General features: G+C 61.5%; 27 protein-coding genes and 1 tRNA gene. 17 read left to right on the top strand and 11 right to left on the bottom strand.

Annotation, left to right across the window (positions count from 1 at the left end; all coding sequences use genetic code 11):
* Positions 1–88: 88 nt before the first annotated feature.
* Positions 89–793, top strand: a complete 705-nt coding sequence (locus C482_RS04030) for an aspartate/glutamate racemase family protein (protein ID WP_049896467.1) — start codon at positions 89–91, stop codon at positions 791–793.
* Positions 794–1074: 281 nt separating this feature from the next.
* Entirely contained in the window at positions 1075–3009 is a 1935-nt protein-coding gene (locus C482_RS04025; protein WP_006166195.1) for a Xaa-Pro dipeptidyl-peptidase, read from the top strand.
* 130 nt (positions 3010–3139) lie between these two features.
* Here C482_RS04025 and C482_RS04020 read toward each other — a convergent pair whose 3' ends face one another.
* Together C482_RS04020 and C482_RS04015 are read right to left on the bottom strand one after the other, a co-directional pair.
* Complete coding sequence (locus C482_RS04020) at positions 3140–3508, bottom strand: hypothetical protein (protein ID WP_006166194.1); 369 nt, start codon at positions 3506–3508, stop codon at positions 3140–3142.
* A 63-nt stretch (positions 3509–3571) separates the two neighbouring features.
* Positions 3572–4717, bottom strand: coding sequence for a thiamine ABC transporter substrate-binding protein (locus C482_RS04015; protein ID WP_006166193.1), 1146 nt, complete (start codon positions 4715–4717; stop codon positions 3572–3574).
* Positions 4718–5454: 737 nt separating this feature from the next.
* Between C482_RS04015 and C482_RS04005 the strand changes: the two genes are divergently transcribed.
* Positions 5455–6264, top strand: coding sequence for a DUF5518 domain-containing protein (locus C482_RS04005; RefSeq protein ID WP_006166191.1), 810 nt, complete (start codon positions 5455–5457; stop codon positions 6262–6264).
* 48 nt (positions 6265–6312) lie between these two features.
* On the opposite strand, the gene C482_RS04000 is transcribed toward C482_RS04005, so the two are convergent.
* A complete protein-coding gene (locus C482_RS04000) occupies positions 6313–7644 on the bottom strand; it encodes an ABC transporter permease (RefSeq protein ID WP_006166190.1) in 1332 nt (443 codons plus the stop codon).
* Positions 7644–8411, bottom strand: a complete 768-nt coding sequence (locus tag C482_RS03995; RefSeq protein ID WP_006166189.1) for an ABC transporter ATP-binding protein — start codon at positions 8409–8411, stop codon at positions 7644–7646. Before C482_RS03995 ends, C482_RS04000 begins: the two co-directional genes overlap by 1 nt.
* A gap of 125 nt (positions 8412–8536) precedes the next feature.
* On the opposite strand from C482_RS03995, the gene C482_RS03990 reads away from it, so the two are divergent.
* A complete protein-coding gene (locus C482_RS03990; RefSeq protein WP_049896471.1) occupies positions 8537–9373 on the top strand; it encodes a S26 family signal peptidase in 837 nt (278 codons plus the stop codon).
* Positions 9374–9538: 165 nt separating this feature from the next.
* Positions 9539–10246 (top strand): ribose-5-phosphate isomerase RpiA, encoded by a 708-nt coding sequence (gene rpiA / locus C482_RS03985; RefSeq protein ID WP_193787737.1) that lies wholly within the window; start codon positions 9539–9541, stop codon positions 10244–10246.
* Positions 10247–10271: 25 nt separating this feature from the next.
* Here the strand turns inward: rpiA and C482_RS03980 are convergent, their stop codons facing one another.
* Entirely contained in the window at positions 10272–10697 is a 426-nt protein-coding gene (locus C482_RS03980) for a hypothetical protein (RefSeq protein ID WP_006166186.1), read from the bottom strand.
* 140 nt (positions 10698–10837) lie between these two features.
* On the opposite strand from C482_RS03980, the gene fni reads away from it, so the two are divergent.
* Positions 10838–11905 carry a type 2 isopentenyl-diphosphate Delta-isomerase gene (gene fni / locus C482_RS03975; protein WP_006166185.1) on the top strand — a complete coding sequence of 356 codons (1068 nt, stop codon included), beginning with the start codon at positions 10838–10840 and terminating at the stop codon, positions 11903–11905.
* 196 nt (positions 11906–12101) lie between these two features.
* On the opposite strand, the gene C482_RS03970 is transcribed toward fni, so the two are convergent.
* Entirely contained in the window at positions 12102–12269 is a 168-nt protein-coding gene (locus tag C482_RS03970; protein WP_004267503.1) for a DUF1931 family protein, read from the bottom strand.
* A gap of 258 nt (positions 12270–12527) precedes the next feature.
* Here C482_RS03970 and larB point away from each other — a divergent pair, with 258 nt between their 5' ends.
* From larB to C482_RS03955, 4 genes are all read left to right on the top strand, one after another.
* Positions 12528–13286: a nickel pincer cofactor biosynthesis protein LarB gene (gene larB, locus C482_RS03965; RefSeq protein ID WP_006166184.1), complete on the top strand. Its 759-nt coding sequence runs from the start codon at positions 12528–12530 to the stop codon at positions 13284–13286.
* 117 nt (positions 13287–13403) lie between these two features.
* Complete coding sequence (locus C482_RS22945; RefSeq protein WP_449406369.1) at positions 13404–13553, top strand: DUF7563 family protein; 150 nt, start codon at positions 13404–13406, stop codon at positions 13551–13553.
* A gap of 175 nt (positions 13554–13728) precedes the next feature.
* Entirely contained in the window at positions 13729–14013 is a 285-nt protein-coding gene (locus C482_RS03960) for a GIY-YIG nuclease family protein (RefSeq protein ID WP_152421965.1), read from the top strand.
* A 244-nt stretch (positions 14014–14257) separates the two neighbouring features.
* Complete coding sequence (locus C482_RS03955; RefSeq protein WP_049896466.1) at positions 14258–15313, top strand: hypothetical protein; 1056 nt, start codon at positions 14258–14260, stop codon at positions 15311–15313.
* 237 nt (positions 15314–15550) lie between these two features.
* On the opposite strand, the gene C482_RS03950 is transcribed toward C482_RS03955, so the two are convergent.
* A complete protein-coding gene (locus tag C482_RS03950; RefSeq protein ID WP_006166181.1) occupies positions 15551–16144 on the bottom strand; it encodes an NADPH-dependent FMN reductase in 594 nt (197 codons plus the stop codon).
* A 146-nt stretch (positions 16145–16290) separates the two neighbouring features.
* On the opposite strand from C482_RS03950, the gene C482_RS03945 reads away from it, so the two are divergent.
* The gene (locus C482_RS03945) at positions 16291–17751 is read left to right on the top strand and encodes a phosphohexomutase domain-containing protein (protein ID WP_006166180.1); all 1461 of its coding nucleotides are present in this window, start codon (positions 16291–16293) and stop codon (positions 17749–17751) included.
* Positions 17752–17837: 86 nt separating this feature from the next.
* On the top strand, positions 17838–18248 hold the full coding sequence (locus C482_RS03940) for a hypothetical protein (protein ID WP_006166179.1): 411 nt from the start codon (positions 17838–17840) through the stop codon (positions 18246–18248).
* 29 nt (positions 18249–18277) lie between these two features.
* On the opposite strand, the gene cysE is transcribed toward C482_RS03940, so the two are convergent.
* A complete protein-coding gene (cysE, locus tag C482_RS03935; protein ID WP_006166178.1) occupies positions 18278–18790 on the bottom strand; it encodes a serine O-acetyltransferase in 513 nt (170 codons plus the stop codon).
* A 392-nt stretch (positions 18791–19182) separates the two neighbouring features.
* Between cysE and C482_RS03930 the strand changes: the two genes are divergently transcribed.
* Together C482_RS03930 and C482_RS03925 are read left to right on the top strand one after the other, a co-directional pair.
* Positions 19183–19629 (top strand): MaoC family dehydratase, encoded by a 447-nt coding sequence (locus C482_RS03930; RefSeq protein WP_006166177.1) that lies wholly within the window; start codon positions 19183–19185, stop codon positions 19627–19629.
* Positions 19630–19811: 182 nt separating this feature from the next.
* On the top strand, positions 19812–20657 hold the full coding sequence (locus C482_RS03925; protein WP_049896465.1) for an alpha/beta fold hydrolase: 846 nt from the start codon (positions 19812–19814) through the stop codon (positions 20655–20657).
* 352 nt (positions 20658–21009) lie between these two features.
* Here the strand turns inward: C482_RS03925 and C482_RS03920 are convergent, their stop codons facing one another.
* Both C482_RS03920 and C482_RS03915 read right to left on the bottom strand, forming a co-directional pair.
* A complete protein-coding gene (locus tag C482_RS03920) occupies positions 21010–21678 on the bottom strand; it encodes a metallophosphoesterase family protein (protein ID WP_006166175.1) in 669 nt (222 codons plus the stop codon).
* Between the two features lie 139 nt (positions 21679–21817).
* Positions 21818–22429, bottom strand: coding sequence for an IMP cyclohydrolase (locus tag C482_RS03915; protein WP_006166174.1), 612 nt, complete (start codon positions 22427–22429; stop codon positions 21818–21820).
* Positions 22430–22545: 116 nt separating this feature from the next.
* Here C482_RS03915 and C482_RS22815 point away from each other — a divergent pair, with 116 nt between their 5' ends.
* From C482_RS22815 to C482_RS03900, 3 genes are all read left to right on the top strand, one after another.
* Positions 22546–22776: a homing endonuclease associated repeat-containing protein gene (locus C482_RS22815; RefSeq protein WP_394295529.1), complete on the top strand. Its 231-nt coding sequence runs from the start codon at positions 22546–22548 to the stop codon at positions 22774–22776.
* A gap of 393 nt (positions 22777–23169) precedes the next feature.
* Positions 23170–23242 (top strand) — tRNA-Gln (locus C482_RS03905).
* A gap of 160 nt (positions 23243–23402) precedes the next feature.
* Positions 23403–24137 carry a rhodanese-like domain-containing protein gene (locus C482_RS03900; RefSeq protein ID WP_006166173.1) on the top strand — a complete coding sequence of 245 codons (735 nt, stop codon included), beginning with the start codon at positions 23403–23405 and terminating at the stop codon, positions 24135–24137.
* A 61-nt stretch (positions 24138–24198) separates the two neighbouring features.
* Here C482_RS03900 and C482_RS03895 read toward each other — a convergent pair whose 3' ends face one another.
* Positions 24199–25653 (bottom strand): oxidoreductase, encoded by a 1455-nt coding sequence (locus C482_RS03895; RefSeq protein WP_006166172.1) that lies wholly within the window; start codon positions 25651–25653, stop codon positions 24199–24201.
* Between the last annotated feature and the right edge of the window lie 71 nt (positions 25654–25724).

The raw sequence follows: 25724 nt of genomic DNA, 5'->3' as shown, positions 1-25724 counted from the left end.
AACTATGCCAAAAGTCGCTTGCTGAATATAGAGAATTAATCCATCGTGCGACCGTAAGCACCTAATAGTTGTATGAGTGACAAGATCTATGGACGGGCTTCAAACAGTTGGGGTTTTAGGTGGCATGAGCAGCGAATCTACTATTGAGTACTACCGCCGTATTGATAAGGGTGTCAATGAAGTGTACGGTGGCCACGCTGCAGGTGATCTTCTAATTCGAAGTGTGAACTTCGCCGAGATCGAACGGTGTATCCGAAACGAGCAGTGGAACACTGCTGCAGGAATGCTGACTGAAGCTGCCCGTGATCTTGAACGCGGTGGTGCCGATTTCCTTATCATGGCGACGAATACGATGCATAAGGTCGCGCCCCAACTAACCGAGGCACTCTCGATACCGTTCCTTCACATCGTGGATGTCGCAGCCGATGCGATACTGACCGAAGACATCCAGACAGTCGGTGTCCTTGGAACGAAGACCACGATGGAAGCACCGTTTTACCGAGACCGATTCGCGAGCCACGGCATTGAGGTCGTCACCCCGGACGCCGAGGAGCGCGAGGCAGTCGATACCATCATATTCGACGAATTGACGAACGGTCTTGTTCGGGAAGACTCCAGAGAACTGTATCTTTCAGTGATCGATACGTTGACCGCGAAGGGGGCAGAGGGTCTCGTATTAGGCTGTACGGAGATTGAAATGCTCGTTGAGCAAAGCGACCGCCCGAGTGTACCGATGTTCGATACAACAGCACTGCACACCGAGCGCGCAATCGAGCGGTGTCTCTCCGAATGATTCGAACGAATGACGATCGTCCAAACTACCATGCCGCATTCGCGCTCTGTATTCAGCACGGTATTCTGAATATCTCTCAGTCCTGATAGACCGTCCAGCGTTCAATAAGCACACGTAGTTACCGAACTGCCCGATTCAGTTTCAGGATCGGTTCTTAATAAAGAAACCGTGCTACCATCTACTGTTCCGTTTTCCCGTTTCGCAGCAACCGATCAAGTTAGTATAAGTAACTCAATACCTCCCGCAAAATTACTTATAACTATCTGTGATTATCTCTGGTGATGTCTGGAGATGACATACCACGCGACGGGGAGCCGAGCGAAAACGTGCTCACACGCCGTGAGGCACTCGGAACGTACGCCGCTGCCGGGATTGGTGCGGCGGTGGTTCCGGGAGCAGTCACCGCAACTGCGGCGGCGGACGCCGACGGTCCCATCTTCGAGGACGGTCGCGCGCAACCCGTCTTCGCCGAGGACGACGTCCTCCGTGAGGAGTTCTGGGTCGAAACCGAGACCGACACGACCGACACCGGCGATCTGGACCGGATTCACGTCGAGATTGCCAGGCCCGAGTCGACTGTGGACAGCGACATCGCGTTGCCGGTGATTATGGAGCCAAGCCCATACTACGGCGGTCTAGATATGAGCACGGCCGACCTCTACGATGTCGATGTCTCGCTGTACGAACCCGACAAGCCGGGTCGTGACAATCGACCGCGAAGCGACACGTCGGCCGAGCAGACGGTCGACAGCGACGACCTGACGGCGTTCAGCGGCAGTGGAACCGACTGGATCGGGCCGAGCACCTACGAGGAGTACTTCGTCCCCAGAGGTTTCGTCTTCGCGTACGCCTCCTCGCCCGGCACCCACAAGTCCACCGGTGCGAACACCTGTGGCGACGAGCGGGAGGTAAACGGAATCAAAGCCGTCGTCGACTGGTTGAACGGCCGTGCGACGGCTTACGATTCCCGCTCCGGCGACGACCCCGTTGGGGCCGAGTGGACGACCGGAAAAACCGGCATGATCGGCGCGTCGTACAACGGCACGCTCCCGAACGGCGTCGCGGCGACCGGCGTCGACGGCCTCGAAGCTATCGTCCCGGAGGTCGCGGTCTCGAGTTGGTACGACTACTTCAGAGCGAACGGCCACGTCGTCGCCCCCGGCGGCTGGCAGGGCGAGGACGCCTACCAGCTCGCCGCCTGGGTCACGACCAGAAAGGACCGGGAGGTCGCCGAACCGATCCTCGAGCAGATCGAAGTCGACCAGGGTCGCGAGACTGGCAACTACAACGAGTTCTGGGACGCCCGCAACTACGTCCACGACGCCGACAACGTCGAGGCCGCCGTCCTCGTTACCCACGGACTCAACGACGACAACGTCAAAACCAAGCAGTTCGCCCAGTGGTACGACGCGCTGCGCGAGGCCGGCGTCTCGCGCAAAATTTGGCTCCACCAGGGCGGGCACTCGAGTCCACTCAGCCATCGGCCGGACGAGTGGCTCGATGAGTTGAACCTGTGGTGGACGCGCTGGCTGTTTGGCGTCGAGAACGACGTGATGGACGGGCCGACAGCGACGGTCCAGCGGGAGGACGACTCCTGGACCACGTACGACGAGTGGCCGGTTCCAGAGACGAGCGAGGCCGAACTCAACTTCACGCCGGGTGGCCGGACGATGGGTGGACTCACACTCGAACACACGCGTGGCCGATCGGTCACCGAGACGGTCGTCGATCCGGAAGAACCGGAAACGCCGGCGGACGACCTGATCGCAGCTGAGGAGTCGCCACACCGACTGCTGTATACGACCGCACAGCTCGCGGAGGAGGTTCACCTGAGCGGCACGGTCGAACTCGACGTGCGACTCTCGTTCGACTCGGAATCGGCGAACGTGACGGGTGTGCTGGTCGACGTTGGGCCGGACGGGGAGACCGAAATCATCAACCGGGGGTGGATGAACCCGCAGAACCGAAAGTCGAACTCGGAGACGTTCGCCATCCAGCCCGGCACGCCGTACCGGCTTTCGTTCGACCTCCAGCCTGACGACCACGTCTTCGCATCGGATCATCGGATCGGTATCGCCGTCCTCTCGACGGACTACAACTTCACGCAGCGGCCGCCAGAGGTGAAAGAACTCACGCTTGACGTGAAACAGAGCGCTGCTCGGCTTCCGATCGTCGGCGGGACGGATGCGCTGAGTGACGCGCTTTCCGACGATTGACGAAGCCGATAGTCACCAGTCGGACGGCTCGGTTCCTCGGTCCTCGGTCCTCGGTCCTCGGTCCTCGATCCTTTGTTTCTTTGATTCTTTGAGTCCTCAAGTTCTCGAGTCTTCGATTGTCCTCGTCTGCTTACCGACTCGAGAGCAGTCCGCGCGCTCGGTCACGGATACCTGGCTCCGGTTCCGGTTGGGAGCGGCCCCGCAGTCCGCGGTCTGCCGCGCTTCGGACTGCCTGCTTCGCCGCTGCAGACTCGGCAACGTCGAGCGCCCAGTCGGGTACCTGCGACTCGATCTCCGAGCGCTTCTCCGCTTTGAGCTGACTATATTTTCTGAGTGCGAGACCGACGCCGATGAAGAGTCCGGCGTCCGTCAACTCCTGTCTGAACCGATTCTTGTCGTCTCGCACTGCAATCGCTTTGATCAGCGAGAGCACGCCGATCGCGAGGTAGAGCTTCGACGTCTTCGAGGGGTCACCGCTGAGTATCCGTTGTAGGGCCATGCGCAGCGACGTACCACGCTCGCCGTCTTAAAACTGCACCGAGTTCTCACTGCCTTCTGTGGGTCAATCTGCGATTTCGTCGTCCCAAGTCTCGAGCCAGGTCGCGAACTCTCCCTCCAGATCGTCGTAGGTGAGCCTTACTGTCTCGGCTGGCTCCACCGCGTTCTCAAGGAAGGTCGCATCGAGGTTGACGTACTCATCTCTGACAGCGGGGAACTGCGCGTTTCGCGTTGCGAGCTCTCCCTGCGCCGTCCGCGATAGTACAAGGTCGACGAACTCGTAGGCGAGGTCTGGCTGCGCCGTGTCCGCGAAGATTGCAGCGCCCTCCGTACTCTGATATCCTGCGTCGTCGAGTGACGCGATTTGGTGGCGTTGCATCTCCCGGTCCGTCGCGGCTGCAATCACCTGATCTGTCGAGTAGGAGACCACCATCGGCCGCTCGCCCTCGAGATAGGCGTCTCGGTAGGCGTCCGTCCAGCGCTCCTCGATGCGAACGCCGTTCGTCTGCAGTTCCTCCCAGAAAGAGAGCATGTCAGAGCCCGACCCGAACTCTGCGACCGTCCACAGGAAAAACGCCTGCCCCGGATTCGACACGCGCGGATCCTGTGCGAGCAACGTGTTCGAATACGTCGGCTCGAGAAGGTCCTCGAACGTCTCGGGTGGGGACTCGAGTACCGTCTCGTCGTAGACGAGCGAGAGGTAGCTGGTGCCCACGGGGAGTACGCGGTCGCGCGGGTCGTCGAAGGCGAGGTCGGATTGGATTCGGTCGGCGTGCTCTAAGCGGTCGCGCTCGAGCGATTCGAACAGTCGCGTGTCGCCGTGGGCGTCGAGGGCGGAGTCGACGAGTGCGAGTTCGCTCGCGGTGAGGCCGAGGATGACGTCGGTGTCGATGTCGGCGTCGAGACGGGCGCGCTGGATGTAGTGTTCGATGCCGGATTCGGGGACGGTCCACTCGATTTCCTCCTCGAACTCTTCTTCGACGGTTTCTCGGAACCAGTCGCCGGCGGGGCTGGGGGCCTGATCGGGATTGGGATCGGAGTCGGTATTAGGGTCGGAGTCTGAGCCGGTCGCGAAGGAGGTGTAGGTAGCGACTCGCAGCGGCCCCGTTTCGGCGGCGTGTTCTTCGTTCTCGCCGTTGCGGGTCAGACAGCCGGCGAGTGCGGCGACCGAGCCGCCGCCGACGCCGCGGACGAACGTCCGTCGGTCCATTAGTCGCATATTATGCCGCGCGGGCTTAAGGTCCCTGCCCAGTCACAGGACTCGGTTGGCAGTAGTAGTTGCTTTCTGCGTGTGTGCACGCAGCAGTAGGTGCGTTCAGTCGGAAATGGCTCCGTATGGACAGTGACAATCTAAGTTCCTTCACACAGATATGAGGGCTATGCATGTGCGATCGTGGAGCTTCACCAATCTTTCAGGATTGACAACCCCTCCTAGTATTCTTTCAGGCGAGACATCTACCGACGTACGTTGGCTGGAGCCCTCTAACGAAATCGTCGTTGAGGGCGTCTTCCCAACGGGGGACGAAACGCATCAAGTAGTCTTGGAAAATATGATCATAGAAGATGGCGAAATAACGATCATAATCTGTATCAACAAAGTAGATTCTGAAATTGTCTCGGATGTTGGCCGTAATGTTCCCTATCAAGTCACGCTCGAATTGATGTCTGGGTTCCCTGAGCGCCTGACTATCATCCATAAAAACGAGCGATCTGAAGAGGTTCACTCAAAAACAGTCGCTAACCCTGGGTGAGTTGCTACTGGCATTCCCACCACCGTACCGACTGAAACGGTTCCCACGGTGGTCCACAGCCCTCGTACAATCTGGTGTCTCGTGATTTTCAGCGGGTACTATAGACCGTGCCTAGGAAAGGAGTGAACTGGACAGCGCTCCGAAACGAGTCGTTTCGACCACGGACACTTTTCTCGCTGCTCGTCGTTGGTCGCGTATGAGTCGTGGCCGAACTGCTATCAACGCGCTCATCGGTGCCGTCGTCGCCGTTGTCCTCTCGTTTATCCCCTTCTCGACGATCATCGGGGGCGCAGTCGCCGGCTTTCTCGAGGGACCGGAAACGAGAGACGGTGTCCTCGCCGGGGCGCTCGCCGGTGCGATCATGTTCGTGCCGGTCGTCGGCATTGCCCTCTTCTTCCTCGGATTTATGGGATTTGGCTTCGGCGTCGCCGCCGTCCCGTTCGAGGGCTTTGTCGTCGTGCTTGCCTTCTTCGGACTGCTTTCGACGGTCGTCTTGCTCTACACCGTTGGCCTCTCGCTACTCGGCGGTGTCCTCGGATCGTACCTCGCCCGCGAGTTCCCGTCGGTGCGACACCGAACCAACCAGACGCTCGGGACGGAGCCGCCCCGGCGTGAGGGGCCACGCGGTCGCCGCGTGCGCTCGCCACGGGCTTCGCGCGCCACCGGGCCCACGGACTCGTCCGCGACACACCCCGACCGCGCTGACCGCTCGCGGTCGCCTCCCAACGGGCCACCTTCGTCTGATCGATCGGACCGTTCTACTCGTCCCGACCGCTACGGATCTACAGCCACCGACCACCGCGCTCGCTCAGATACGAATCGCGACCAGGACGAAACTCGCGAACGCGGTCGAGCCACCGACACTGAGCCACCCGCTGATACTGACACAGGGGACCGCCCCGACCGAGAGGCGGCACGCTGGCATGGGGATGACGACGATGCCACGGACGCCGACAACGCTGCAGGCGACGATCAGGTAACTGACGACAATCGAAACCGGGGCTGATTCGGTTCTGATTCTAATTCTAATTCTGGCTCTTCCCGTCTATCGTCCTCACTCGTACCGGAGCGCGTCGATCGGATCCGTTCGGGCCGCCCGCCAGGCGGGATAGAGCCCTGAGAGAACGCCGACGAGGATTCCCACGGCGACAGCGAGCGCGACGTACTCGTAGGGATAGACGAGCGGAATATCGATGTACCACGCCCCGGCGTACCCAACGGCGAGTCCGAGTACCGTGCCGAGGATGGCACCGATGACTCCCAGCACCACCGCTTCCGTCAGGAACAGGCCCAACACGTCCCGGTTCTGCGCACCAACGGCCTTCATAATCCCGATCTCACGGGTCCGCTCGGTGACGCTAACCAGCATGATGTTCGCGATGCCGATCGAACCGACGACGAGCGAGATAGCCGCGATGCCAACGATGAAGTTCTGCAGCAGGTCGAGTATGTCCTGTAGCTGCTGGAGCAACTCGGTGCTCGTCTGCATGGTGATCTCGAGGTCGTCGCCGAGCAACTCACTCGCATCGGAGTCGTCGCTCTCGAGTACGGCCAGTGCGCTGTCGCGAGCCTGGTCGATATCCCCCTCGTCGGCAGATGGTGCCTCGACGACGATTGCGAGGAATCTGGCGTCCTCAGCGGTTGCTGCATCGCCGTCATCGCCGTCGGCTGGATCCGCCTCGTCCGCTTCGTCTTCAGCTGCTTCGTCACCACCAAACCCGGCACCGATCCCGTCTACCTCCTCCGTGTAGTAGGGGTCCGTCGGCACGTACACCCGTGGCGACGGCTCGAACCCTTCGAACGGACTCAGTCCTTCAGAACTGTCCGTGATCCCGACGACAGTCACCGACGTCTGCTCGCCGCCCTGCCTGACGATGGTCAACTCGTCGCCGACGGAGACGTTCTCCTCGAACTGGCCGGCCACCGCCGGGTTGATCACTGCCTCACGTTCGCCCATCTCGAACTGCCGACCCTCGTCGATCGTCTCCGGTCTGATGTACGGTGGTCCCGCGGCGATCAGCGCATCGCTCTGTGGCGTTAGCTCACCGTCGTAGGCCAACGCCTGCGTCGAAATTGGCATGTAACCGTAGGCCGCGTCGACGTCCTCGAGTTCGTCCACCCGCTCGAGATCGTCCTGCGTGAACACTGGTTGTGCGCCGGCGAGTGGGCCACCTTCCGTCTCCGGCTCGGCGGCCCAGCCGTAGAGGTTCCGCTGATCGTCCGGGCTGATATCGCCGAGCAAGCCGGCCTGTAGGCTCGCACCCAGTGTGACGAACGCGATCACCGCTGCGATACCGATGATAATTCCCAGCGTCGTTAGCGCCGAGCGTAACCGGTGGCTCCCGATCGACCGCCAGGCGAGTCGACCGAACTCGAGTGGGCGCATCAGCCGTTCGCTCCGGGTGCCGATCCTGTGCGCTCGTCAGGGTCGTGGCCAGCGCTCGACCGCGGACTCGCGTCACTGCTGTCGAGTTCCTCGATTCGCTCGATCTGACCGTCCAGCAGGTGGACGATCCGCTCTGCGCGCGATGCCACATGGCGCTCGTGGGTCACGACGAGCATGGTCGTACCGGCGTCGTGGAACTCGTCGAAGAGGTCGAGCACGTCGGCCTCGGTCTCGGTGTCGAGATTCCCTGACGGCTCGTCGGCCAGCACTATCGTCGGGTCGTTCACCAGCGCGCGGGCGAGAGCGACGCGCTGGCGCTGGCCGCCAGAGAGTTCGTTCGGCAGGTGGTCCATCCGGTCGCCGAGTCCGACACGCTCCAGCAACTCGCGTGCGCGGTCGGTTCGCTCGTTTCGGCTAACTCCCTGAAAGAGCTGTGGCAGGGCGACGTTCTCGAGTGCGGTGAGTCGCGGCATCAGATTGAATGTCTGGAAGACGAAGCCGACGGTCATCCCCCGGAGGGTGGTCCGCTCGCGGTCGTCGAGGTCGCCGACGTCCTGTCCGCCGACGACGACGGTGCCGTCGGTTGGGGTGTCGAGACAGCCGACGAGGTTCATCAGCGTCGACTTGCCGGAGCCGCTTGGTCCCATGATCGCGGTGTAGGATCCCTCTGGTATCTCGAGGTCAACGCCGTCGAGCGCGTGGACGGGTTCGGCCAGCTGGTAGGTTTTACGAACGTTTTCGAGGCTGACTGCGGTCCCCGTCGCCATGGGTGTTCGACCACGGTTGGTGTGAAAAAGGTTCGCAGCGGTTGCAGGACCGCAGGACGTGTGTTCACCCTGATGGTGTTGGAAACCCGAAACGTTGACCTGCCGTGGGCTCGGAGAGTGTCTCGATGAGCGATCGTCCCCGCTCCGATTCGCCCTCCGATTCGCCCTCTCGTTCGGCGGCCAACTCGAGTACACGCTCGCGTCCAGACTCGAGTTCGGATGCGCCCCCAGCCGACACCGCCGGGCCCTCGAGTGGTTCTGACTCCGACCCCACTGACGGACTCGGTCACTGGCTGCTCCGATCGGACGATGCCCGTGCCGTCGCGTGCAGAGATATCGCGAGCAGTGTCGCCGTCGTCGGACTGGTCGGCCTGTTGCTCGTCGCATTCAGTGGCGTCTGGCCGCCTTTGGCCGCAGTCGAGAGTGGGAGTATGGAACCCAACGTGGACACCGGGGACCTCGTTCTCGTCGCCGACGGCGATCGGTTCGTCGGCAGCGAGGCCGTCGGCGAGACTGGCGTTGTCACTCGCGAAGCTGCAATGAATGGTGATGGGACGCACTTCCGGTTCGGCGAACCCGGCGATGTCATCGTCTTCACACCAGACGGCGATCCGAGTAAAACGCCAGTCATCCACCGCGCACACTTTTGGGTGGAGGAGGGCGAAAACTGGGTCGAGACGAAGGCAGACACCGACGCGCTCGGCGACAGAACGTGTGCGGCGCTGCACTCGTGTCCGGCACCGCACGACGGCTTCGTCACGAAGGGTGATGCGAACAGCCTGTACGACCAGGTTGGCGGCCAGTACGCAGACACGACCGTCGTCAAACCCGAGTGGGTCACCAGCAAGTCCGTTGTCCGACTCCCATGGCTCGGCCAGGTTCGCGTCGCACTCGAGTCCCTGTTCGCCGTCACGACCTCGCCGCCGCTCGCTGGCTCCCAGCTCGTGGCGTCGTTCGGGTAGTACCCACGCTACGGACTCATTGTGGGTTGTCTGCTTGCCCTCGGCCGCGCTTCTCACACGGGCAACGCGACCAGCGCGACAGCGGACAGCACGATCAGCGCGACACGATAGCGATACGAGATGTACAACGTTTTTCTCTTCGCCGACCGCCTGATGAACCAGACCATGAAGACCGAGGGCGGGAGCGACACGGCGAAGCGACACGCAGGCGAGCGCGCGGCTGACGCCGTCGAGGACGGCACCGTCGTCGGCCTCGGCACCGGATCGACGGCCGCCTACGCGATCGAAGCCATCGGACAGGCCGTCGCCGACGGCCTCGACGTTCGGGCTATCCCGACGTCTTTCCAGTCGCGCCAGCTTGCACTCGAGTACGACATTCCACTGACGACACTCGACGCCGTCGACGGCGTGGATCTCGCGATCGACGGTGCGGATCAGGTGGTCGACGATCCCGAGTCGGCCGCACACGGCGCGCTCATCAAGGGTGGCGGGGGCGCACACGCCCGCGAGAAACTCGTCGATGCGGCCGCGGACCGGTTCCTCGTCGTCGCCGATCCGTCGAAGCTCACGACCGACCTCGATCGATCGGTTCCACTCGAAGTGCTCCCCGACGCCCACACCGTCGTCGCCGAGCGCGTTCGGGAACTGGACGGCGAACCAACGCTTCGCGACGCCGAGCACAAGGACGGTCCGGTCGTCACCGACAACGGAAACCTACTCCTCGACTGCGAGTTTGGAGCAGTTGCAGATCCAGACGCGCTCGCGACCGCACTCGCTTCGATTCCGGGCGTCGTCGAACACGGCCTGTTCGTCGGGCTGGCCGACGAGACGTACGTCGGCACGGCCGACGGTGTGGACGTTCGAACGTACTGATTCCGGCGGTCTTCTCAGCGGTACTTCACTGGGTGGCGCTGTCTTCTCCCGCGTCGATGTCCGCTGGCGTATCCGCCCGCCCAGCAGCCAGCGCAGCCACCAGATAGACCACACCCAGCGCACGCATAAGCGGCCCTACCCACGGTTTCACCTCGATATCATCCGAATTCTCGTAGGTTAGTCGGAGGCAGAACTCGAGTGCCGACCGTGGCGCGAGGGCCATCGCGAGGCCGAGGCCGGCCAGCAGTGGGCGAGCGATTGCGGGCGGACCGCGGTTGCGGACGGCGGCCCAGGTGAACACGAGCGCCTCGAGACGGGCCATCGGGATCGTCCACCGTCTGAGCCGTCCCTCACCGGGGTTTTCGAAGGCGATTCGTTCTGCAGCGCGGATAATACGCCGCGGTGCAGCGAACTCGAGAATGCCGATCCCGGTCAGGAGGTGACGGAGCATAGGCGGGATTCGATGGGGAGTGCTAAAAGCGTGTGTCCGATGTGAGATGCTGCGAAGTCGGGAGGAGAACCCACACCTGCGCACCGAGAATGGACACCTTTTCAACACAGACTCCCCCACCTTCGGATGGAGACGATTCGATGCCCGAAACATCCGACAGGAAAGACGACCACATCCGCATCATCGAGGAGGAAGACGTCGAGACGGCAGGCACCGGCTTTGCCAACATCGACCTCGTCCACGAGGCACTGCCGGAGATTCACCGCGACGAGATTGACACCACGATCGAGCTGTTCGGGCACGAGTTAGCGGCCCCGATCGTCATCGAGAGCATGACTGGCGGCCACCCAAACACGACGAAGATCAACCGCGCACTCGCTGAAGCCGCCCAGGAGACGAACATCGCGATGGGCGTCGGCAGCCAGCGCGCCGGCCTTGAACTCGACGACGAGGACCTACTCGAGTCCTACACCGTCGTTCGCGATGTCGCACCCGACGCGTTCCTCTACGGCAACGTCGGCGCGGCACAGCTACTCGAGTACGACGTGGCGGACGTCGAGGCGGCCGTCGACATGATCGACGCCGACGCGATGGCGATCCACCTCAATTTCCTGCAGGAAGCAGTCCAGCCGGAGGGTGATGTCGACGCTCGGGGCTGCCTCGCCGAAATCGGCCACGTCGCGAGCGATCTCTCCGTACCGGTCGTCGTCAAGGAGACGGGCAACGGTATCTCGCGCAAGACCGCAAGTCGCCTCACCGACGCCGGTGTCGACGCCATCGACGTGGCCGGGCAGGGCGGAACCACGTGGTCCGGCATCGAATCCTATCGCGCCGCTGCTGTCGGTGCATCCCGCCAGGAGAAAATCGGCCAACTGTTCCGTGCCTGGGGCGTCCCGACCGCGGTGAGCACGCTTGAATCCGCGTCGGTGCACGATTGCGTGATCGCGAGCGGTGGCGTCCGAACCGGTCTCGACATCGCGAAAGCGATCGCCCTGGGCGCTCGCGCGGGCGGCCTTGCAAAGCCGTTCCTCGGCCCGGCAGGTCAGGGCACCGACGCGGTTGTCGACCTGATCGAGCAACTCGAACTCGAGTTGCGGACGGCGATGTTCGTCACAGGGTCGGCCTCCGTCGCTGACTTGCAGGAGGCGGAGTACGTTGTTGGCGGCCACACGAAGGAGTACCTCGACGAGCGCCAACGAAACCGGTAAGGATCGACTCGATCGTTCTCGTGTCTTTGTTTTGCTGACAGCTGCTCCCGAAGCGCCAGTACAGCAGCGCTGGTGCTAGTGTCACTTCCGCTACTAACCGTGCCACTATCGGTATGACTGACAGACACAGCTAGCTATCAGGCGACAGCAACAGCTCACCAGTGTAGCGTGCGAAAGAATTGTGGTAACCGCTACCTTACAGGTCGCGCGGCTGGACCGTCTTTCGGTCGTTTGCTTCTGCGCGACGGGCGGCGTCCTCGAGCAGCTCGTCGACTTCCTCGTCGAGTGCGTCGTAGAAGTCCGAGGCGACGTTCTTGTCATCGAGCGCTTCCTTCACAGCAGCTTTGACGATAAGGTCTGCCATACGATATAGCGATTTCCCTTTCCACCATATAAATGCTTTGGTTATTCACGGAAATACCGGGCCGTCAGGGGTTGCGACGCCCATTTCGGGGGGTCCAATCACCGGAAAGTATATGACTTATGAGTCTCAGGAACGCCGCTTTACCCGTTCGAGCGCGTCGATTCGGCTCGCGCGCGCCGCTGGGTCCTCTCGTGCGCGGTTTCGACACCTCCCTCGCATCTCCGACGGATTCGAGTATCGCGGTCCCCCATTGAACGTATGCGCGAACTCCTCGATGCCGTCGCTGATGGCACCCTCTCTCCCGAACAGGCCGAGGCCGAGCTCAATGGCTACGTCACCGGCGAGGCCGGTCGCTTCGACGCTGCCAGACAGTCACGGCGGGGCATTCCCGAAGCGATCCTCGCCGAGGGCAAGTCCACCGCACAGGTCGTCGCGCTCGCAGAGACCGCACTCGAGACGACTGACCGAGCGCTGCTCACTCGCGTCAGCGACGACCAGGTCGATGCCCTCCGAACGGCACTGGCTGAGTCCGCTCCCGATGCGACGATCGAGCGCCGCGGGACGACCGTCCGCGTTGTCGGGTCCGACTTCGATCAGCCAGAACTCGGGGTGACCGTTGGTATCGTGACGGCTGGCACGGTCGACAAGCCAGTCGGCGACGAGGCTGAAATCGTCTGTGCAGACGCCGGGGCGATGATCGACCGAGTCGACGACGTTGGCGTCGCGGCCCTCACGCGGACGCTCGATCAGGTTGAGCGCTTTCGTGATGCAGATGTCTTGATCGTCGCCGCGGGTCGAGAGGGTGCGCTGCCGACCGTGATCGCTGGCCTCGTCGATACGCCGGTCATCGCGGTTCCCGTCTCGAGTGGGTACGGTCACGGCGGCGACGGTGAGGCGGCCCTGGCGGGATTGCTCCAGTCCTGTACGGTGCTGTCCGTCGTCAACATCGACGCTGGCTTCGTCGCCGGCGCACAAGCTACATTGATTGCGCGCGCGATTCATAGCGCTCGACGGTAATATTGTTTCCGGATTCAAAAGATAACCTTCTCATACTCAAACTCAGGTGGGCGTCTAGGAAGGATTTTTATTCCTTCCACGAATAGTACTGCATGCCGGCGTTTGCCGGCGTCACCAATGCCCACGTGTGACCACTGCGACGCGCACGTTTCCGACCGGTTTGCACGCGTCTTTGCGGACGAATACGGCGATATTCGGGCCTGCATTAGCTGCTCGGCCAATGCAGGAATCGCCGAAGCCGCGCGCGAGCGTGCTCGTCGTCCCTAACACGACCGGACGACCCCGCTGAGAATCGTATGTTGCAACCGCCAGCTCTGTCCAGACGGGACCCTTTTTGGGCTCTCTTTCGAATCAACGCACGATGGCACAGCCGGAGTCACCTGCTGATTCGCCGGACCACACCGTCAACTCATCCGAATCGGAACACACCACTGCCAACGACATGCGTCGCGACGCCTCTGGCCCACATTCTGTTTCCGACGGTGAGCACGTCGTCTACGTACTCGAGTGCGCCGACGGGTCGCTCTACACCGGCTACACGACCGACCTCGAGCGACGGGTCGCCGAACACGATGCGGGTGAGGGCGCGAAGTACACCCGCGGTCGCACGCCGGTCAAACTGCGCTACCACGAGCGCTACGAGACGCGTTCGGCCGCCATGTCCCGTGAGTACGAGATCAAGCAGTTGACCCGCGCTCAGAAGGAGCGACTCGTTGGCCTCGAGTGAGAGTCCTGCCTTGGCGGCGCTTCGAGTACGGAAGCTGGTCGCCACAGATGGGTTCGAGGAACAGCCACGAACCGACCAGATCTCTCTGGGAATCCACCGGCGAGCGTTCTTCCCCCGCGGCCACCGACCACCGCCGAACGGTGTCCGGACTGCTCCGCTATCGACGCAATCGTGATCTTCAGATAGTATTTCTCACGACCTATCCGAAAAATAGATAGTGACGGTCGTCGTTCATGCGGACAATATGGACATCGACGATCTCAAACAGCCGGAGTATACTGGCGAGAATCGCTGCCTGCCGTGTACGCTGGTCAACCTGGCGATTGCTGCGGTTGCTGGCTGGCTCGTCGCTCGGAAACACAGGGCCGCCGGCGTCCTTGCCATTGCCGTCTCGACTGCGATAATCTACTTTCGCGGCTATCTCGTCCCCGGGACGCCGACGTTGACCAAACGGTATCTGCCGGCTGACGTGTTACGCCTGTTCGGCAAGGAGCAGGACCCCGAGATCGCTGGCGGTTTCCAGGGCGTCGATGCCGGTACGGTCTCGAGCGGAGCCGACATCGACTCGATGACCGACGAGCAGATTGGTATCGACACCACTGATGCTCACGCTGGTGTTGACACGACCGACCCGGACGACGCGACCGCCTACTTCGATCCGATGGTTGAGCCGCCCGGCCCCGACGCAACGGTGCAGTCTGAACCGCCGGCCCACTATGTCGACGGTGACGGTGACGGTGATGGTGATGGGAATGGTAATGGTGGTTCCGATTCCGGAGCCATCAACCTCGAGACGTACTTCCTCGAGCACGAGGTCATCGAGCCCTGCGAGGACATCGATGACCTCTGTCTCACCGCAGAATTCGAACGGGTTTGGTTCGACGAGATCGACGCTGTTGACGTGGAGTCCATCGAGCTTGTCGACGCCGTCGACGCGTTCGGCTTCGAGGCTGACCCCGACGAGTTGGACCTCGAGCCCCGCGGCGACGGCCTGATCCTCCGCGCAAACCGCCAGGCCGTTGGACGGTGGCCCTCCCGGACGGCGTTACTCGCCGATGTCGCCGCGAGTCGCACCCTCGCGGAGTGGATGCCCGACTGGGACACACACGACCCGCAGCTGAAGGGCGAGATCTGTAACGCACTCCGAATTTTCTTAGAGAAGTGTCCGACCGGCGGCGACGTACACATGACGGAGGAGGTTGTCGAGTCCTGTTGTACCTCCCGCGACGTGATCGCCGTGATCTGCGAGAAGTCGGGCGATCGGCTGTTCGAGCATCGCCTCGACGCGGTCGAGGCTTAATACGGACTGCCATACCGACGTCTCGGTTCGACCGTAGCCGTATTGCAGTTGGGCCGGCAATGGCGTCCAGTGAACGACCCCACCCTACCGCTCGCCTGACGGCTCGCGCTTGAGGATGGGGCTTCCTGTTTCCACGACGTTGTCAGACTACGTCTGACAGCCTGTCGGGGTTCCCTCGACAAACGCGCTTTGTAAACCGTCTGCGTCGCGTTCGTCGTGTGTTGAACCGGTCGTCGTTCAATCGTCGCCGGCCGCCCGCGTCGACGTAACGCTGGGATCGATGAACGCGTACTCGGTGAGGCTCCGCCCAAGTTTTTCCACCCGCTCCTGCAGGTCGGTGTCGCGGAACCGACGCCCGTCGATCGCGTCAGGATCATTCTCGAACTTCTCATTCGCATTCCGAAGGCCGACCTGGTGGGGCAGTACCCAGCCGTGGACGCCCCGGACCGTGATCTGTAGGTGGTCGAGTGTCGACCCGTAACTGCCGCCGCCAGCGGTCGCGAGCAGGCCGACGGTGGTGTCTTCGTATTCGTCCCAGCCGCAGTAGTCGTGGAAGTTCTTCAGCGCGCCCGAGTACGAGCCGTGATAGACCGGTGTGCCGAGAGCAACGGCGTCGGCTTCGCGCATGAGGGCTTTCACTTCCTGTTCGTCGCCCTGTTCGTCGAGATCGGGGTCATAGACCGGTAAGTCGTATTCGCGGAGGTCGAGTAGCGTTGTCTCAGCACCGGCTTCGGTGGCCGCTCGCAAGACGTACTGCAGTGCGGTTCGCGTGTAACTCCCTTCGCGAAGGCTGCCACTGACTGCAAGGACGGTTGGCGTGGAATGGCTCATTAGGGGAGATAATGTGGAACGCCCCAATGTGTGTGTCGCCTCTGTTTGTGTGGGGCGTTAGCACAAAGACCCCTTCCTGTCAGTTCACCGTTTCGGTCAGAGGGTTGCAGCGTCGCTTTTTTCGCATCCGACGGTGAGTCACGTCTATGAACGCCATTACGTTCGGCACCGACGGCTGGCGAGCGACACTCGAAACGTTCACGACGCCGCGCGTCCGCATGGTGGGCCAAGGAGTTGCGACGTACCTTGCCGACGAGGGTCGGGACGCCCCCGTCGTGGTTGGCTATGATGCCCGCGAGACCTCTCGTGGTTTCGCCGAAGAACTCGCCAGAGTGCTGTGTGCGAACGGCTTCGACGTATTGCTCCCGGAACGTGACTGCCCGACGCCACTCGTTGCGCACGCGATTGTTGAGCGCGGCCTCGCTGGCGGCCTCGCGATCACCGCCTCGCACAACCCGCCAGAGTACAACGGCGTGAAGTTCATTCCACACACCGGCGCGCCGGCGCTTCCAGAAGTCACGGACGCGATTGCCGACCGTCTCGCGGAACCGGACCCGCTTCCAGAGTCCGAGCACGGCACCGTCCAGGAGGTCGATCTCGAGACGCCACACGCCGACGCGGTGTTCGATCTGGTCGGGTCGATTACCGCAGGCGATGATCGCGAGGGTAGCGACAGCGATGCCGGTGACAACGATGCCGACGACGTGGTCACCGACGCGGAGTTCACCGTCGCCTACGACGCCATGCACGGCAGCGGTCGTGGCGTCACGGATGCCGCCCTCGAGCGTGCCGGCCTCACCGTCGAACGCCTGCGCTGTGAGCGCGACCCCGACTTCGGTGGCGGCGCACCCGAACCTGCCGCTGAGCACCTCACCGAATTGATCGCCCGCGTCACCGACCCCGACAGCGCGCCAACTCTCGGTCTCGCAAACGACGGCGACGCCGACCGCCTCGCCATCGTCACACCCGCCCGCGGCTACCTCGACGAGAACCTCTTTTTCGCCGCACTCTACGAGTACCTACTCGAGTCCGACGCTGGCTCGGCAGTCCGCTCGGTCTCGACGACGTACCTCATCGACCGCGTCGCCGAGGCGCACGACGAGGCCGTCCACGAGGTCCCGGTCGGTTTCAAGTGGGTCGCACAGGCGATGGCCGACCGCGACGCCCTCATCGGTGGTGAGGAGTCCGGCGGCTTCACCGTCCGCGGGCACGTCCGCGAGAAGGATGGCGTCCTCGTCGCGCTGCTCGCAGCCGCCATGCACGCCGCGGAACCGATCGACGACCGGGTGGATCGACTGCTCGACTCCCACGGGACCGTCGTGCAGGACAAGACCAGCGTCGACTGCCCCGACGAGGAGAAGGCGCGCGTGCTCGGTGCACTCGAGTCCGAAATTCCTGAGACAGTGGCTGACACGACGGTTGCAGACGTGAACACCGCAGACGGGTTCAAGTTGCTACTCGATGATGGGTCGTGGCTGCTCGTTCGGCCGAGCGGGACGGAGCCCGTGTTGCGGGTCTACGCTGAGGCCGAGACGGACGACCGCGTGGCGACGCTGCTCGATGCCGGCGAGTCGTTGGTCGAGCCGCTCGTCGAGTTCCACGGCTGAGCGAGTAGACTGGTGACCAGTCAGCCGGCGGGTAGGTTGCGTGTTCTGGGCTTGCACTTACCGGCCCCGTCGTCGATGAGTCGGACATGGACAGTCGACGCGAGGATGCCGCCTACACCGAGTTGGACCCCGACACCTGGCACCAGAACGACGAGGGGAACTACTACATCGACTGCCCCGAGTGTGGCTCGGCGGCGACGCTAATGAACGTGGTCCAGCACGGCCGCTGTAACGGCTATCTCGACCAGCGGGAGGGAGAAACTGAACTCGACGAGGAGGCGATGGACTGTACGGCGAGGCTCTGGTTCGAACTGGGGTACGTCTCAGATCCTGAATCCACCGACGAGGAGACGGCTAGTGACGATACAACCGCTGATGACGGCGAACCGAATGCTGACGGCACAACGGAAACAGGCGTCGAAACGGATGAGGGTGTGCCAGCAGAAGGAGAACCCCCGGGTGCGGACGGAACGGTCGACGAGCAACAGGAGAATTGACCCTCCTACTCGTTAGCCGTACCCACTCGTCAGTCGTCGATCCGTCGTGCCGGAATACCGACCACCGTCGCACCGGCTTCGACGTCGTCGGTGACGACCGACCCCGCACCGACGGCCGCGTTCTCACCGATCGTGATGTCGCCGAGCAGCGTCGCGTTCGCGCCGATTTTCACGCCGTCCTCGACCGTTGGGTGTCGCTTCACTGGCTCGTTCGTGTCGCCGCCGAGCGTGACGCCGTGGTACATGTGTACGTCGTCGCCGACCTCGGCGGTCTCGCCGATGACGACACCCATTCCGTGATCGATCGTGACCCGTCGTCCGATCGTCGCAGCAGGATGGATTTCGACACCCGTCAGGAGTCGCACGAGATGCGACAGAAGGCGAGCGAGGAGTCGAAAGCCGCTGTTCCAGAGCCGGTGGGTGACTCTGTGGCCCCAGACGGCGTGGACGCCGGGATAGGTGAGTGCGACCTCGAGACACCGGCGTGCGGCCGGATCTCGGTCGCACATCGCCCGCGTGTCCTCGCGTAGTCGTCCGATCATCTACCATTTGCCTCCCTGTTGCTGAGGCGGCTCAGATGCCTTCCCTGTTAGTCGGTTACTACTGCTCGCTCGCGTGTGCCATCGACAACACCGGCGCTCGGCGTGTCGTGGTCGATTCTTGCCGGTACACGCCCGGTCGCCGGAGACAACCATACGCCACCGTATATCGGTGTCCTGCCTAAAGGGTTCGATTTGGTTGCTCTTCGGGTCCGTGTACCTCCCCTCACAGTCGGACCTGTCTCTCTCTCTCTCCGGCTGTGTTGAGTCGCTATACGGCGTTGGATTTTACACTGTCTAGTAATTGAATACAACCGTTCTTTTGGAATTTAGCTCTCTGAGACTGTTTATCGAACCTGGGAAACCATTATATCTGATGACAATGTGCATCGACCATGAGCAACGATTATTACGAAGATTTCTCTGTCGGCGAAACATACGAATTCGGGGAGCACACACTTACAGAAGACGAAATCATCTCCTATGGAGAACAGTATGATCCGCTCCCGTTTCATACAGATCCAGATGCGGCGACAGAGTCTGTGTTCGGCGGACTCATTGCAAGCGGCTTGCTTACAGTCAGCGTTGCACAACGACTTTTTGTCGAAAATCTTCTCCAGGGGTCGAAAACGAGCGGAGCACTTGGGGTCGATGAGTTACGATGGAAACAGCCTGTTCGACCTGGCGACACCCTTCACGTTACATGTGAAGTCACTGGTAAGGATGAGTTGGAAGACGGCTTTGGGATCGTTCGCTTCCAGCTAGAGATTGGTAACCAAAGCGGGTCGACAGTTGCATCACTCAGCACACCAGTTCGTTATATGCGAAAACACACTACATAACAACGAGAACGTGACTCGTCATCTCACGACGTACACCCTGTACAGCCCTCTGGTGAGGGAACAACGTCTGTTTCAACAGTATCTCCTGTTCACGCTCACTACTCTTTATCGTATGTAATAAGGTAAGTTCAAATTCAGGGAGAAGTTATATTACGTGTCGTGTGGGCGATATCTGTTGTTACATGGCGACAGCTACTGACGGATCAAAGCGGTACCGAGAACGGCCAGAAACCGTTATTACTGATGTCGGCGATGGACCCCCAGTAATCTTCGCACATGGGATGTTAACGGATCGAACGCTATTTGCCGAGCAACTTGATGCCTTGTCATCGGAGTATCGAGCAATTGCGTACGATCTCCGTGCACGAACGGACCTGTACAATGAACCCTATGACCTAGATGACCTCGCGGACGATCTTGCTGCACTACGGGAGGCGCTAGACATCAACTCATTCGTCCTTGTTGGAATTTCAATGGGCGGGTTTATGGCATTACGGTTTGCAGACCGCTATCCAGAGTACCTCAAAGGGCTTGTACTCATCAATAGCATGGCTGAACCGCACACCGACGCTGAGAGGGAGGAATATCGGCAGCTTGCAGAGACCGTTCTCGAAGATGGTATGCAATCCAACACTGTGCTACAGATATCAGTGGAGAAGATGTTTAGTGATACTACACGTTCGACCAAGCCGGCTGTCGTCGATTCCTGGGTGAATCGGTGGAAGACGTATCCGGCGAAGTCGGTTTATTACGCAATGCAGTCATGGATTGATCGATCTGACTTCACCCCGAAGTTACGGACAGTCACGGTCCCCGTCTTATCTATTCACGGTGAGGGAAACAACGTTCTTTCTCCCGATCGGACCACGTCGATGATTGACAAGCTCCCGCATGCTCACCAGACACTCCTTCCAAGTGCCGGTCACAGTGCCCCTGTTGAACAACCTGATGCAGTCACTACTGCACTTACAACCTTTCTCTCAGAGACATTATCGCAGCAACACACTTCCGACTTCAGTGAATGGTAAGTGGTCCCCGTGACGATCAACAATCGATCCCGTTTCGAATGCGTGACCGTTCCCAGCCCCCGTGAGAAATCCGGCACCCTCGTCTCACACTTCGGTATCGCCTTTGTGTGCGGTGTCGTCTTCTGCAGACACCTTCAGTTGCCGAACCGCTTGCAGAGGCTGTGTGGCCCGTATCTGGTCTCAATTCGAGTTTGTTTCTCGTGAGACGGCACTGGTCAGCTCCACGGGTCAGATGACCCGTGGAATCCTGCCTCGACCGCTGTTGAATCGCTGTAAGGCGGTGGATTTTACTGTTTGATTGTCTCTTGATATTGTAGACTGCACACAACAGAGCAATCCACACCGCCTCTGATCACTTTCCTCGCCCGAGCCGACTCCCGATCCGCTCTGGCAGTTCGGCCTCTCTGACTGCCTCTTGCACCGCCGCTACATCGTACTCGACGCGATCCGTCTCGACAGTCATCGCCGCCAGATCGACGACCGCGTAGCCCGCCCGCGGATCGCCGTCACGAGGCTGGCCGACGCTCCCGGGATTGACGACGATCCCCTCAGCGAAGCGTTCGACCCCCTGTACGTGCGTGTGGCCGAGCACCAGCACGTCCTCCTCGTCGAGTAACTGCGCCGAGAACTCCTCCGGATACGTGTACCGCGAATACCGCTGTGGATCGTCGGGATGCCCGTGGACCAGCTTGACGCGCCCGTCGCACTCGAGTCGCTCCGTCGGCAACCCCTCGAGCCACGCGCGCTGGTTTGCCGTCAGCTGGGTGCGAGCGTACTCGACCCCTGCCCGCGCCATCCCGTTGAACCGGAACGGCGTCTCGCCGGCGACGGCGGCGTCGTGGTTTCCGAGCACGGTCGGGACATCTCGCTTGCGCAACTCGTCGACGCAGTCTCCTGGCCAGGGATTGTAGCCGACGACATCCCCGGCACAGCAGAGTTCATCGACTCGCGGCATGTCTGCGAGGACCGCTTCCAGGGCGACGCGATTCCCGTGGATGTCAGAGATGAGTCCGACCTTCATGTGCGACACTCACTGTCGCGATACAGTTGTACATTGCCTGCCCGCACGTGACTCACTCCGTTTCGCACACCCAGAACCCAACTCGTTGCGTCAGGACGTGGGACACCCCCTTCTGGACGAAGGGCTTGTCACGCCAAAATCAGTGTGCGCTGTCTTCGTTCCCGTTCTCGATCGCCGTCTCGAATCCGTCCTCGGTTCGCACGACACCAGCCGCACACACTGCGTGTTCGTACTCGAGTGCGTAGCTCTCGCTGGCTGCCGCCGCGGCGCTCTCTGCCTCGAAGTCGATCGGCTCCGGTGCGTCCTTCTCGTAGGTCGCCACGAGCGTTGGCTCGTCGACGGTCTCGACCAGCAGCGCGTCCTTGCGGACGGTGCCGATCAGCGCCTCGCCATCGTCAGTGATCGTCGCCGCGATTCGCGGCGTATCGTAGTCGTCCTTCTCGTAATCGAGTGCGAGCAGGCTCTCCGCGAGCGCGTCCCGCGCCGGGTAGCCCAACTCGAGTTTCTCCGCGATCGGATCGACATGCGAGCCGTTGCCGAACGCAACCGTCTCGCCGGTCGGTGTCTCGACAACGCGCAGGCAGTTGTAGGAGACGTACGGGTTGTCGGTGTCCGGTGCATCTTCGGTCGGGCCGACGGTCAGTGCCTCAGCATCGTCTCGTGCAGTGATTGCTCGGTTCGGGAACGACCGGGAGGAGACGCGGTACGCGCCACCCTCGGGGCCAACAACGACGAATCGTCCGACGTACATACTCGAGTGTGCTCGGGTCGGGAGAATAGTGGTATCGGTTCGTGATCACACGAGTAGCGTACTCCCATCCGGTTTTCGTCTGCGGGTTTATACCAAATGCTGGAACGAACGGAGGTGTGACTACGGAAGACGAGTGTATCGAGGCACTTCGGGAGGCTGCCGAACGACTTGGTGAGTCGCCGACGAAAGCACAGTACGAAGAAATCGGGCTGACACCCGCCTCTGCGACGATTATTCGAACGTGTGGTGGCTGGAACGACGCGAAGGAACGGGCCGGACTCGAGAGGCCCTCGAGTAAGCCCGAAGCCAGACGATATCGAACTTCCCGAGGGAATGTCCTGGGATGACCTCTCTGTGGATCAGCGGTGGCACTACCGAACCACCGACTGGAACACGGAGCGGTCTCTCATCCGACGAGCGAGGCACCGAGCGTGGGTGTACGAATACAAACACGAGCGAGGCTGTACCCGATGTGACGAGGATGATCCCAGGTGTCTGGACTTCTATCATTTAAATGAAGACGAAAAAGAGATGGCTGTCGGAAAGATGGTTTCTTTTGGGTATTCGAAAGAGCGGATCGAACGTGAGATCAAGAAGTGTCTCGTTCTCTGTGCCAATTGCCATCGGAAGGAGCACTATGACTCACGCTGTCTCGCTCATCTGAGTTCGTAACACTCTAATACGAACCCCAACTACAGACTGGTACGACGTTGGTAACCGACACCGGCGGCGTCATGTCAAGTCCATTAGGGTAGCGGCCAATCCTGAAGCCTTCTGGGGGCTTCGACGCTGGTTCGAATCCAGCATGGACTACTTCTCACATTTCAACTCGAGTACTATCCGAGCGTCGGCTGTGGATCTCCAGTTGAAACGAAGGGGTCTCAGATCTGATGAGCAGTGACGGCGAATCACTCTGTGAGTGCTACTGGCGTCGACCCCAACTGATATAATTTACTGCCCCATTTCCTAAATTATGGAACGAAGAACGGTTCTCCGAGCGACTGGTGGTGTGGCACTCGGTGGCTTCGCTGGCCTTGCCGGGTGTCTAGACCAGTTTTCGGATTCTGAGTCCGACGATACCGACTCTCACGACTCCCCGGAAGAGTACGAAACCGTGACGTTCAACGGTCAGACCGTCCCGTTTGCGCCGCTCGAGGATGTCGTCGAGTGGTGGGAGAATGGCGAGGCCCGATTTGTCGACGCACGAACGCAGGCGCAGTACGACGAGGCGCACATTGAGGGTGCCGTCTTCAGCCCGTCACCGGACGGATTGGGGTCGGCCGATCCGGTTGCAGAGTGGGACACCGACACGCGAATCGTCACCTACTGTGTCTGTCCGATCCTGCAGGCAGGCGAGCGAGCGGGGACGCTCATCGAGAACGGCTACACGGATGTCTACGGCCTTGCAGACGGATTCAACCCGTGGCGCGACAACGGTTACCCCGTTGAGAGCAACGATGGCCAGGCGTCGCTGTCGACCTACGCAATCGAGGGTGAGACGGACCCCGCAGACGCCGGCGAGTACGCACTCGCGGTCCACCCCGAGACTGGCCAGCGCGAAGCCAGCCGCATCGACGCGAACGGCGGGTACGAACTGTCGCTACACTTCGTCGATGTGCCCGACTCGTCGCTTCTCGAGTTACGGACGCCGAGCTACGAACTCGAAGGGACAATCGAGGAGTTCTCGTCTGAGACCGTTCGTGTCTGAGTTGTTCGCGCCTGCAATGTTCGTTCTCGAGTTGGTGGCTCGTCACTGACCGAGTATTCCATCACTGCTTGCTTGTTTCGTCACTGTTCGCGTGTTTGTTATCGGTCACGTACGCATCCTCGCGTTCGAGTACCCCTCGCTGTCGCAGCACGCTGGGTGTGCGACAGATGCCGGGTGCGCCCGTAGCCTGCGGAACGGTGCAGTTGTTGCAGCTGTCACAGAGGACGCGCGGTGCGGTCTTCTCGGCGGTGCCGGTAGGGTGAGAGGGAGTGGAAGAGGTGTGGGTCGAATCCGCGTCGATATCGAGCAGTCGCGCACCGAGTCGCGGTTCGGCGTAGAACGGACGGGCCAGGCCGACCATATCGCACGCAGGCTCGGTCTCCTGCCCCGATTCGCCGCCACCGCCGTTCCCCTCGCCTGCCCCAAGCAATCGATCCATCTCCCTGCGCTCACGAATCCCGCCCTCTGCGAGCACTGGAATCGACACCGCCTCACGAACCCGCCGACAGAACTCCTCGTTCCAGGCTGGCTCGAACCCGTACTGCAGCGACTGGACCCAATTTGCGAGCGAGACGAGTCGTCGTCGCGTCGGTCCGCCAAACGCTGCGTCGTACGCCTCCTGTAAGTTGTCGTTTGCCCATGCCCGCTCGGGATACTCGCCGCGCACGATACTCATATCCCAGACGACCGATGTCTGGACCGGTACCACGGCGTCGTAGCCGATCCGCTCGAGTCGGCGCGCAATTTCGATGCCGTCCGAGAGCGAGAGTTTCCGCCGAACGATCGGTGCGGGCGGTGCTGGCGTCTCTGCTGGCACCTTGGTCACGACTGGAACGTCACCTGCACGCTCACGAATTTCGTCGTGGACCAGCGCGAGGAACGCGAGTCTGGCCTCGGGCGAGCCGCCGAACTCGTCGTCCCGACGGTTATAGAACGGCGAGAGGAACTGCTGGATGATCCCCATGTTCGCCGCCGCGAGGTGGATGCCGTCGTAGCCTGCCTCGACAGCAGCTGCAGCCGCGCGGCCGAAATCGGCCGCGAGGTCGTACACCTCGTCGGTCGAGAGCACGTGCGGATCGTACGAAAGAAAGCCGAGTCGATCGAGTAGGCGAAGCTGCCACGGCGGTCGCGACACCGCCAGCTGCTCGAGGTCGGGATGTTCGGCGCGATACTCGGCGTTCCAAGTCTCCATGCTCCGCAGGCCGCCGTGCTCGAGTTGGATAAAAACCCGACCGCCGTGGTCGTGGATCCGGTCGGTCAGCTGCGACAGTCGCGAGACGAACGCAGGGTCGTGCACGCGGGTCATACCGGGTGCGGCACAGCCGCCCTCGCCGCGGACGATGGTCGCACCCTGGAAAATGAGCCCTACTCCCGACGCTGCGGCCGGTTCAAGGTCGTCGATCAGCGCGTCGACTGCGTCGGGGCCGTTTCCCGCGCACTCGAGTAGCGGCGCGCGGTAGAGCCGGTTGGGAATCGTCACGCCGCCGATTGTGAGGGGGTCCTCGAGGGTGGCCATCGATGCTGTTGACGGCGGTTCAACGGGGATGGATAAGAGTGTGCTGCCGATTTCCGGTTTTCGGGTGCGCG

The sequence above is a fragment of the Natrialba chahannaoensis JCM 10990 genome, assembly GCF_000337135.1.
GTDB lineage: Archaea > Halobacteriota > Halobacteria > Halobacteriales > Natrialbaceae > Natrialba > Natrialba chahannaoensis.
Note: the sequence above shows the minus strand (reverse complement) of the source record. Positions and strands in the feature narration are given on the sequence as shown.

Excerpts from the sequence above, each read along its gene's own strand:
- C482_RS04030 (WP_049896467.1), top strand. The coding sequence starts at position 89 with ATGGACGGGCTTCAAACAGTTGGGGTTTTAGGTGGCATGAGCAGCGAA.
- C482_RS04025 (WP_006166195.1), top strand. The coding sequence starts at position 1,075 with ATGTCTGGAGATGACATACCACGCGACGGGGAGCCGAGCGAAAACGTG.
- C482_RS04020 (WP_006166194.1), bottom strand. The coding sequence starts at position 3,508 with ATGGCCCTACAACGGATACTCAGCGGTGACCCCTCGAAGACGTCGAAG.
- C482_RS04015 (WP_006166193.1), bottom strand. The coding sequence starts at position 4,717 with ATGGACCGACGGACGTTCGTCCGCGGCGTCGGCGGCGGCTCGGTCGCC.
- C482_RS04005 (WP_006166191.1), top strand. The coding sequence starts at position 5,455 with ATGAGTCGTGGCCGAACTGCTATCAACGCGCTCATCGGTGCCGTCGTC.
- C482_RS04000 (WP_006166190.1), bottom strand. The coding sequence starts at position 7,644 with ATGCGCCCACTCGAGTTCGGTCGACTCGCCTGGCGGTCGATCGGGAGC.
- C482_RS03995 (WP_006166189.1), bottom strand. The coding sequence starts at position 8,411 with ATGGCGACGGGGACCGCAGTCAGCCTCGAAAACGTTCGTAAAACCTAC.
- C482_RS03990 (WP_049896471.1), top strand. The coding sequence starts at position 8,537 with ATGAGCGATCGTCCCCGCTCCGATTCGCCCTCCGATTCGCCCTCTCGT.
- rpiA (WP_193787737.1), top strand. The coding sequence starts at position 9,539 with ATGAAGACCGAGGGCGGGAGCGACACGGCGAAGCGACACGCAGGCGAG.
- C482_RS03980 (WP_006166186.1), bottom strand. The coding sequence starts at position 10,697 with ATGCTCCGTCACCTCCTGACCGGGATCGGCATTCTCGAGTTCGCTGCA.
- fni (WP_006166185.1), top strand. The coding sequence starts at position 10,838 with ATGCCCGAAACATCCGACAGGAAAGACGACCACATCCGCATCATCGAG.
- C482_RS03970 (WP_004267503.1), bottom strand. The coding sequence starts at position 12,269 with ATGGCAGACCTTATCGTCAAAGCTGCTGTGAAGGAAGCGCTCGATGAC.
- larB (WP_006166184.1), top strand. The coding sequence starts at position 12,528 with ATGCGCGAACTCCTCGATGCCGTCGCTGATGGCACCCTCTCTCCCGAA.
- C482_RS22945 (WP_449406369.1), top strand. The coding sequence starts at position 13,404 with ATGCCCACGTGTGACCACTGCGACGCGCACGTTTCCGACCGGTTTGCA.
- C482_RS03960 (WP_152421965.1), top strand. The coding sequence starts at position 13,729 with ATGCGTCGCGACGCCTCTGGCCCACATTCTGTTTCCGACGGTGAGCAC.
- C482_RS03955 (WP_049896466.1), top strand. The coding sequence starts at position 14,258 with ATGGACATCGACGATCTCAAACAGCCGGAGTATACTGGCGAGAATCGC.
- C482_RS03950 (WP_006166181.1), bottom strand. The coding sequence starts at position 16,144 with ATGAGCCATTCCACGCCAACCGTCCTTGCAGTCAGTGGCAGCCTTCGC.
- C482_RS03945 (WP_006166180.1), top strand. The coding sequence starts at position 16,291 with ATGAACGCCATTACGTTCGGCACCGACGGCTGGCGAGCGACACTCGAA.
- C482_RS03940 (WP_006166179.1), top strand. The coding sequence starts at position 17,838 with ATGGACAGTCGACGCGAGGATGCCGCCTACACCGAGTTGGACCCCGAC.
- cysE (WP_006166178.1), bottom strand. The coding sequence starts at position 18,790 with ATGATCGGACGACTACGCGAGGACACGCGGGCGATGTGCGACCGAGAT.
- C482_RS03930 (WP_006166177.1), top strand. The coding sequence starts at position 19,183 with ATGAGCAACGATTATTACGAAGATTTCTCTGTCGGCGAAACATACGAA.
- C482_RS03925 (WP_049896465.1), top strand. The coding sequence starts at position 19,812 with ATGGCGACAGCTACTGACGGATCAAAGCGGTACCGAGAACGGCCAGAA.
- C482_RS03920 (WP_006166175.1), bottom strand. The coding sequence starts at position 21,678 with ATGAAGGTCGGACTCATCTCTGACATCCACGGGAATCGCGTCGCCCTG.
- C482_RS03915 (WP_006166174.1), bottom strand. The coding sequence starts at position 22,429 with ATGTACGTCGGACGATTCGTCGTTGTTGGCCCCGAGGGTGGCGCGTAC.
- C482_RS03900 (WP_006166173.1), top strand. The coding sequence starts at position 23,403 with ATGGAACGAAGAACGGTTCTCCGAGCGACTGGTGGTGTGGCACTCGGT.
- C482_RS03895 (WP_006166172.1), bottom strand. The coding sequence starts at position 25,653 with ATGGCCACCCTCGAGGACCCCCTCACAATCGGCGGCGTGACGATTCCC.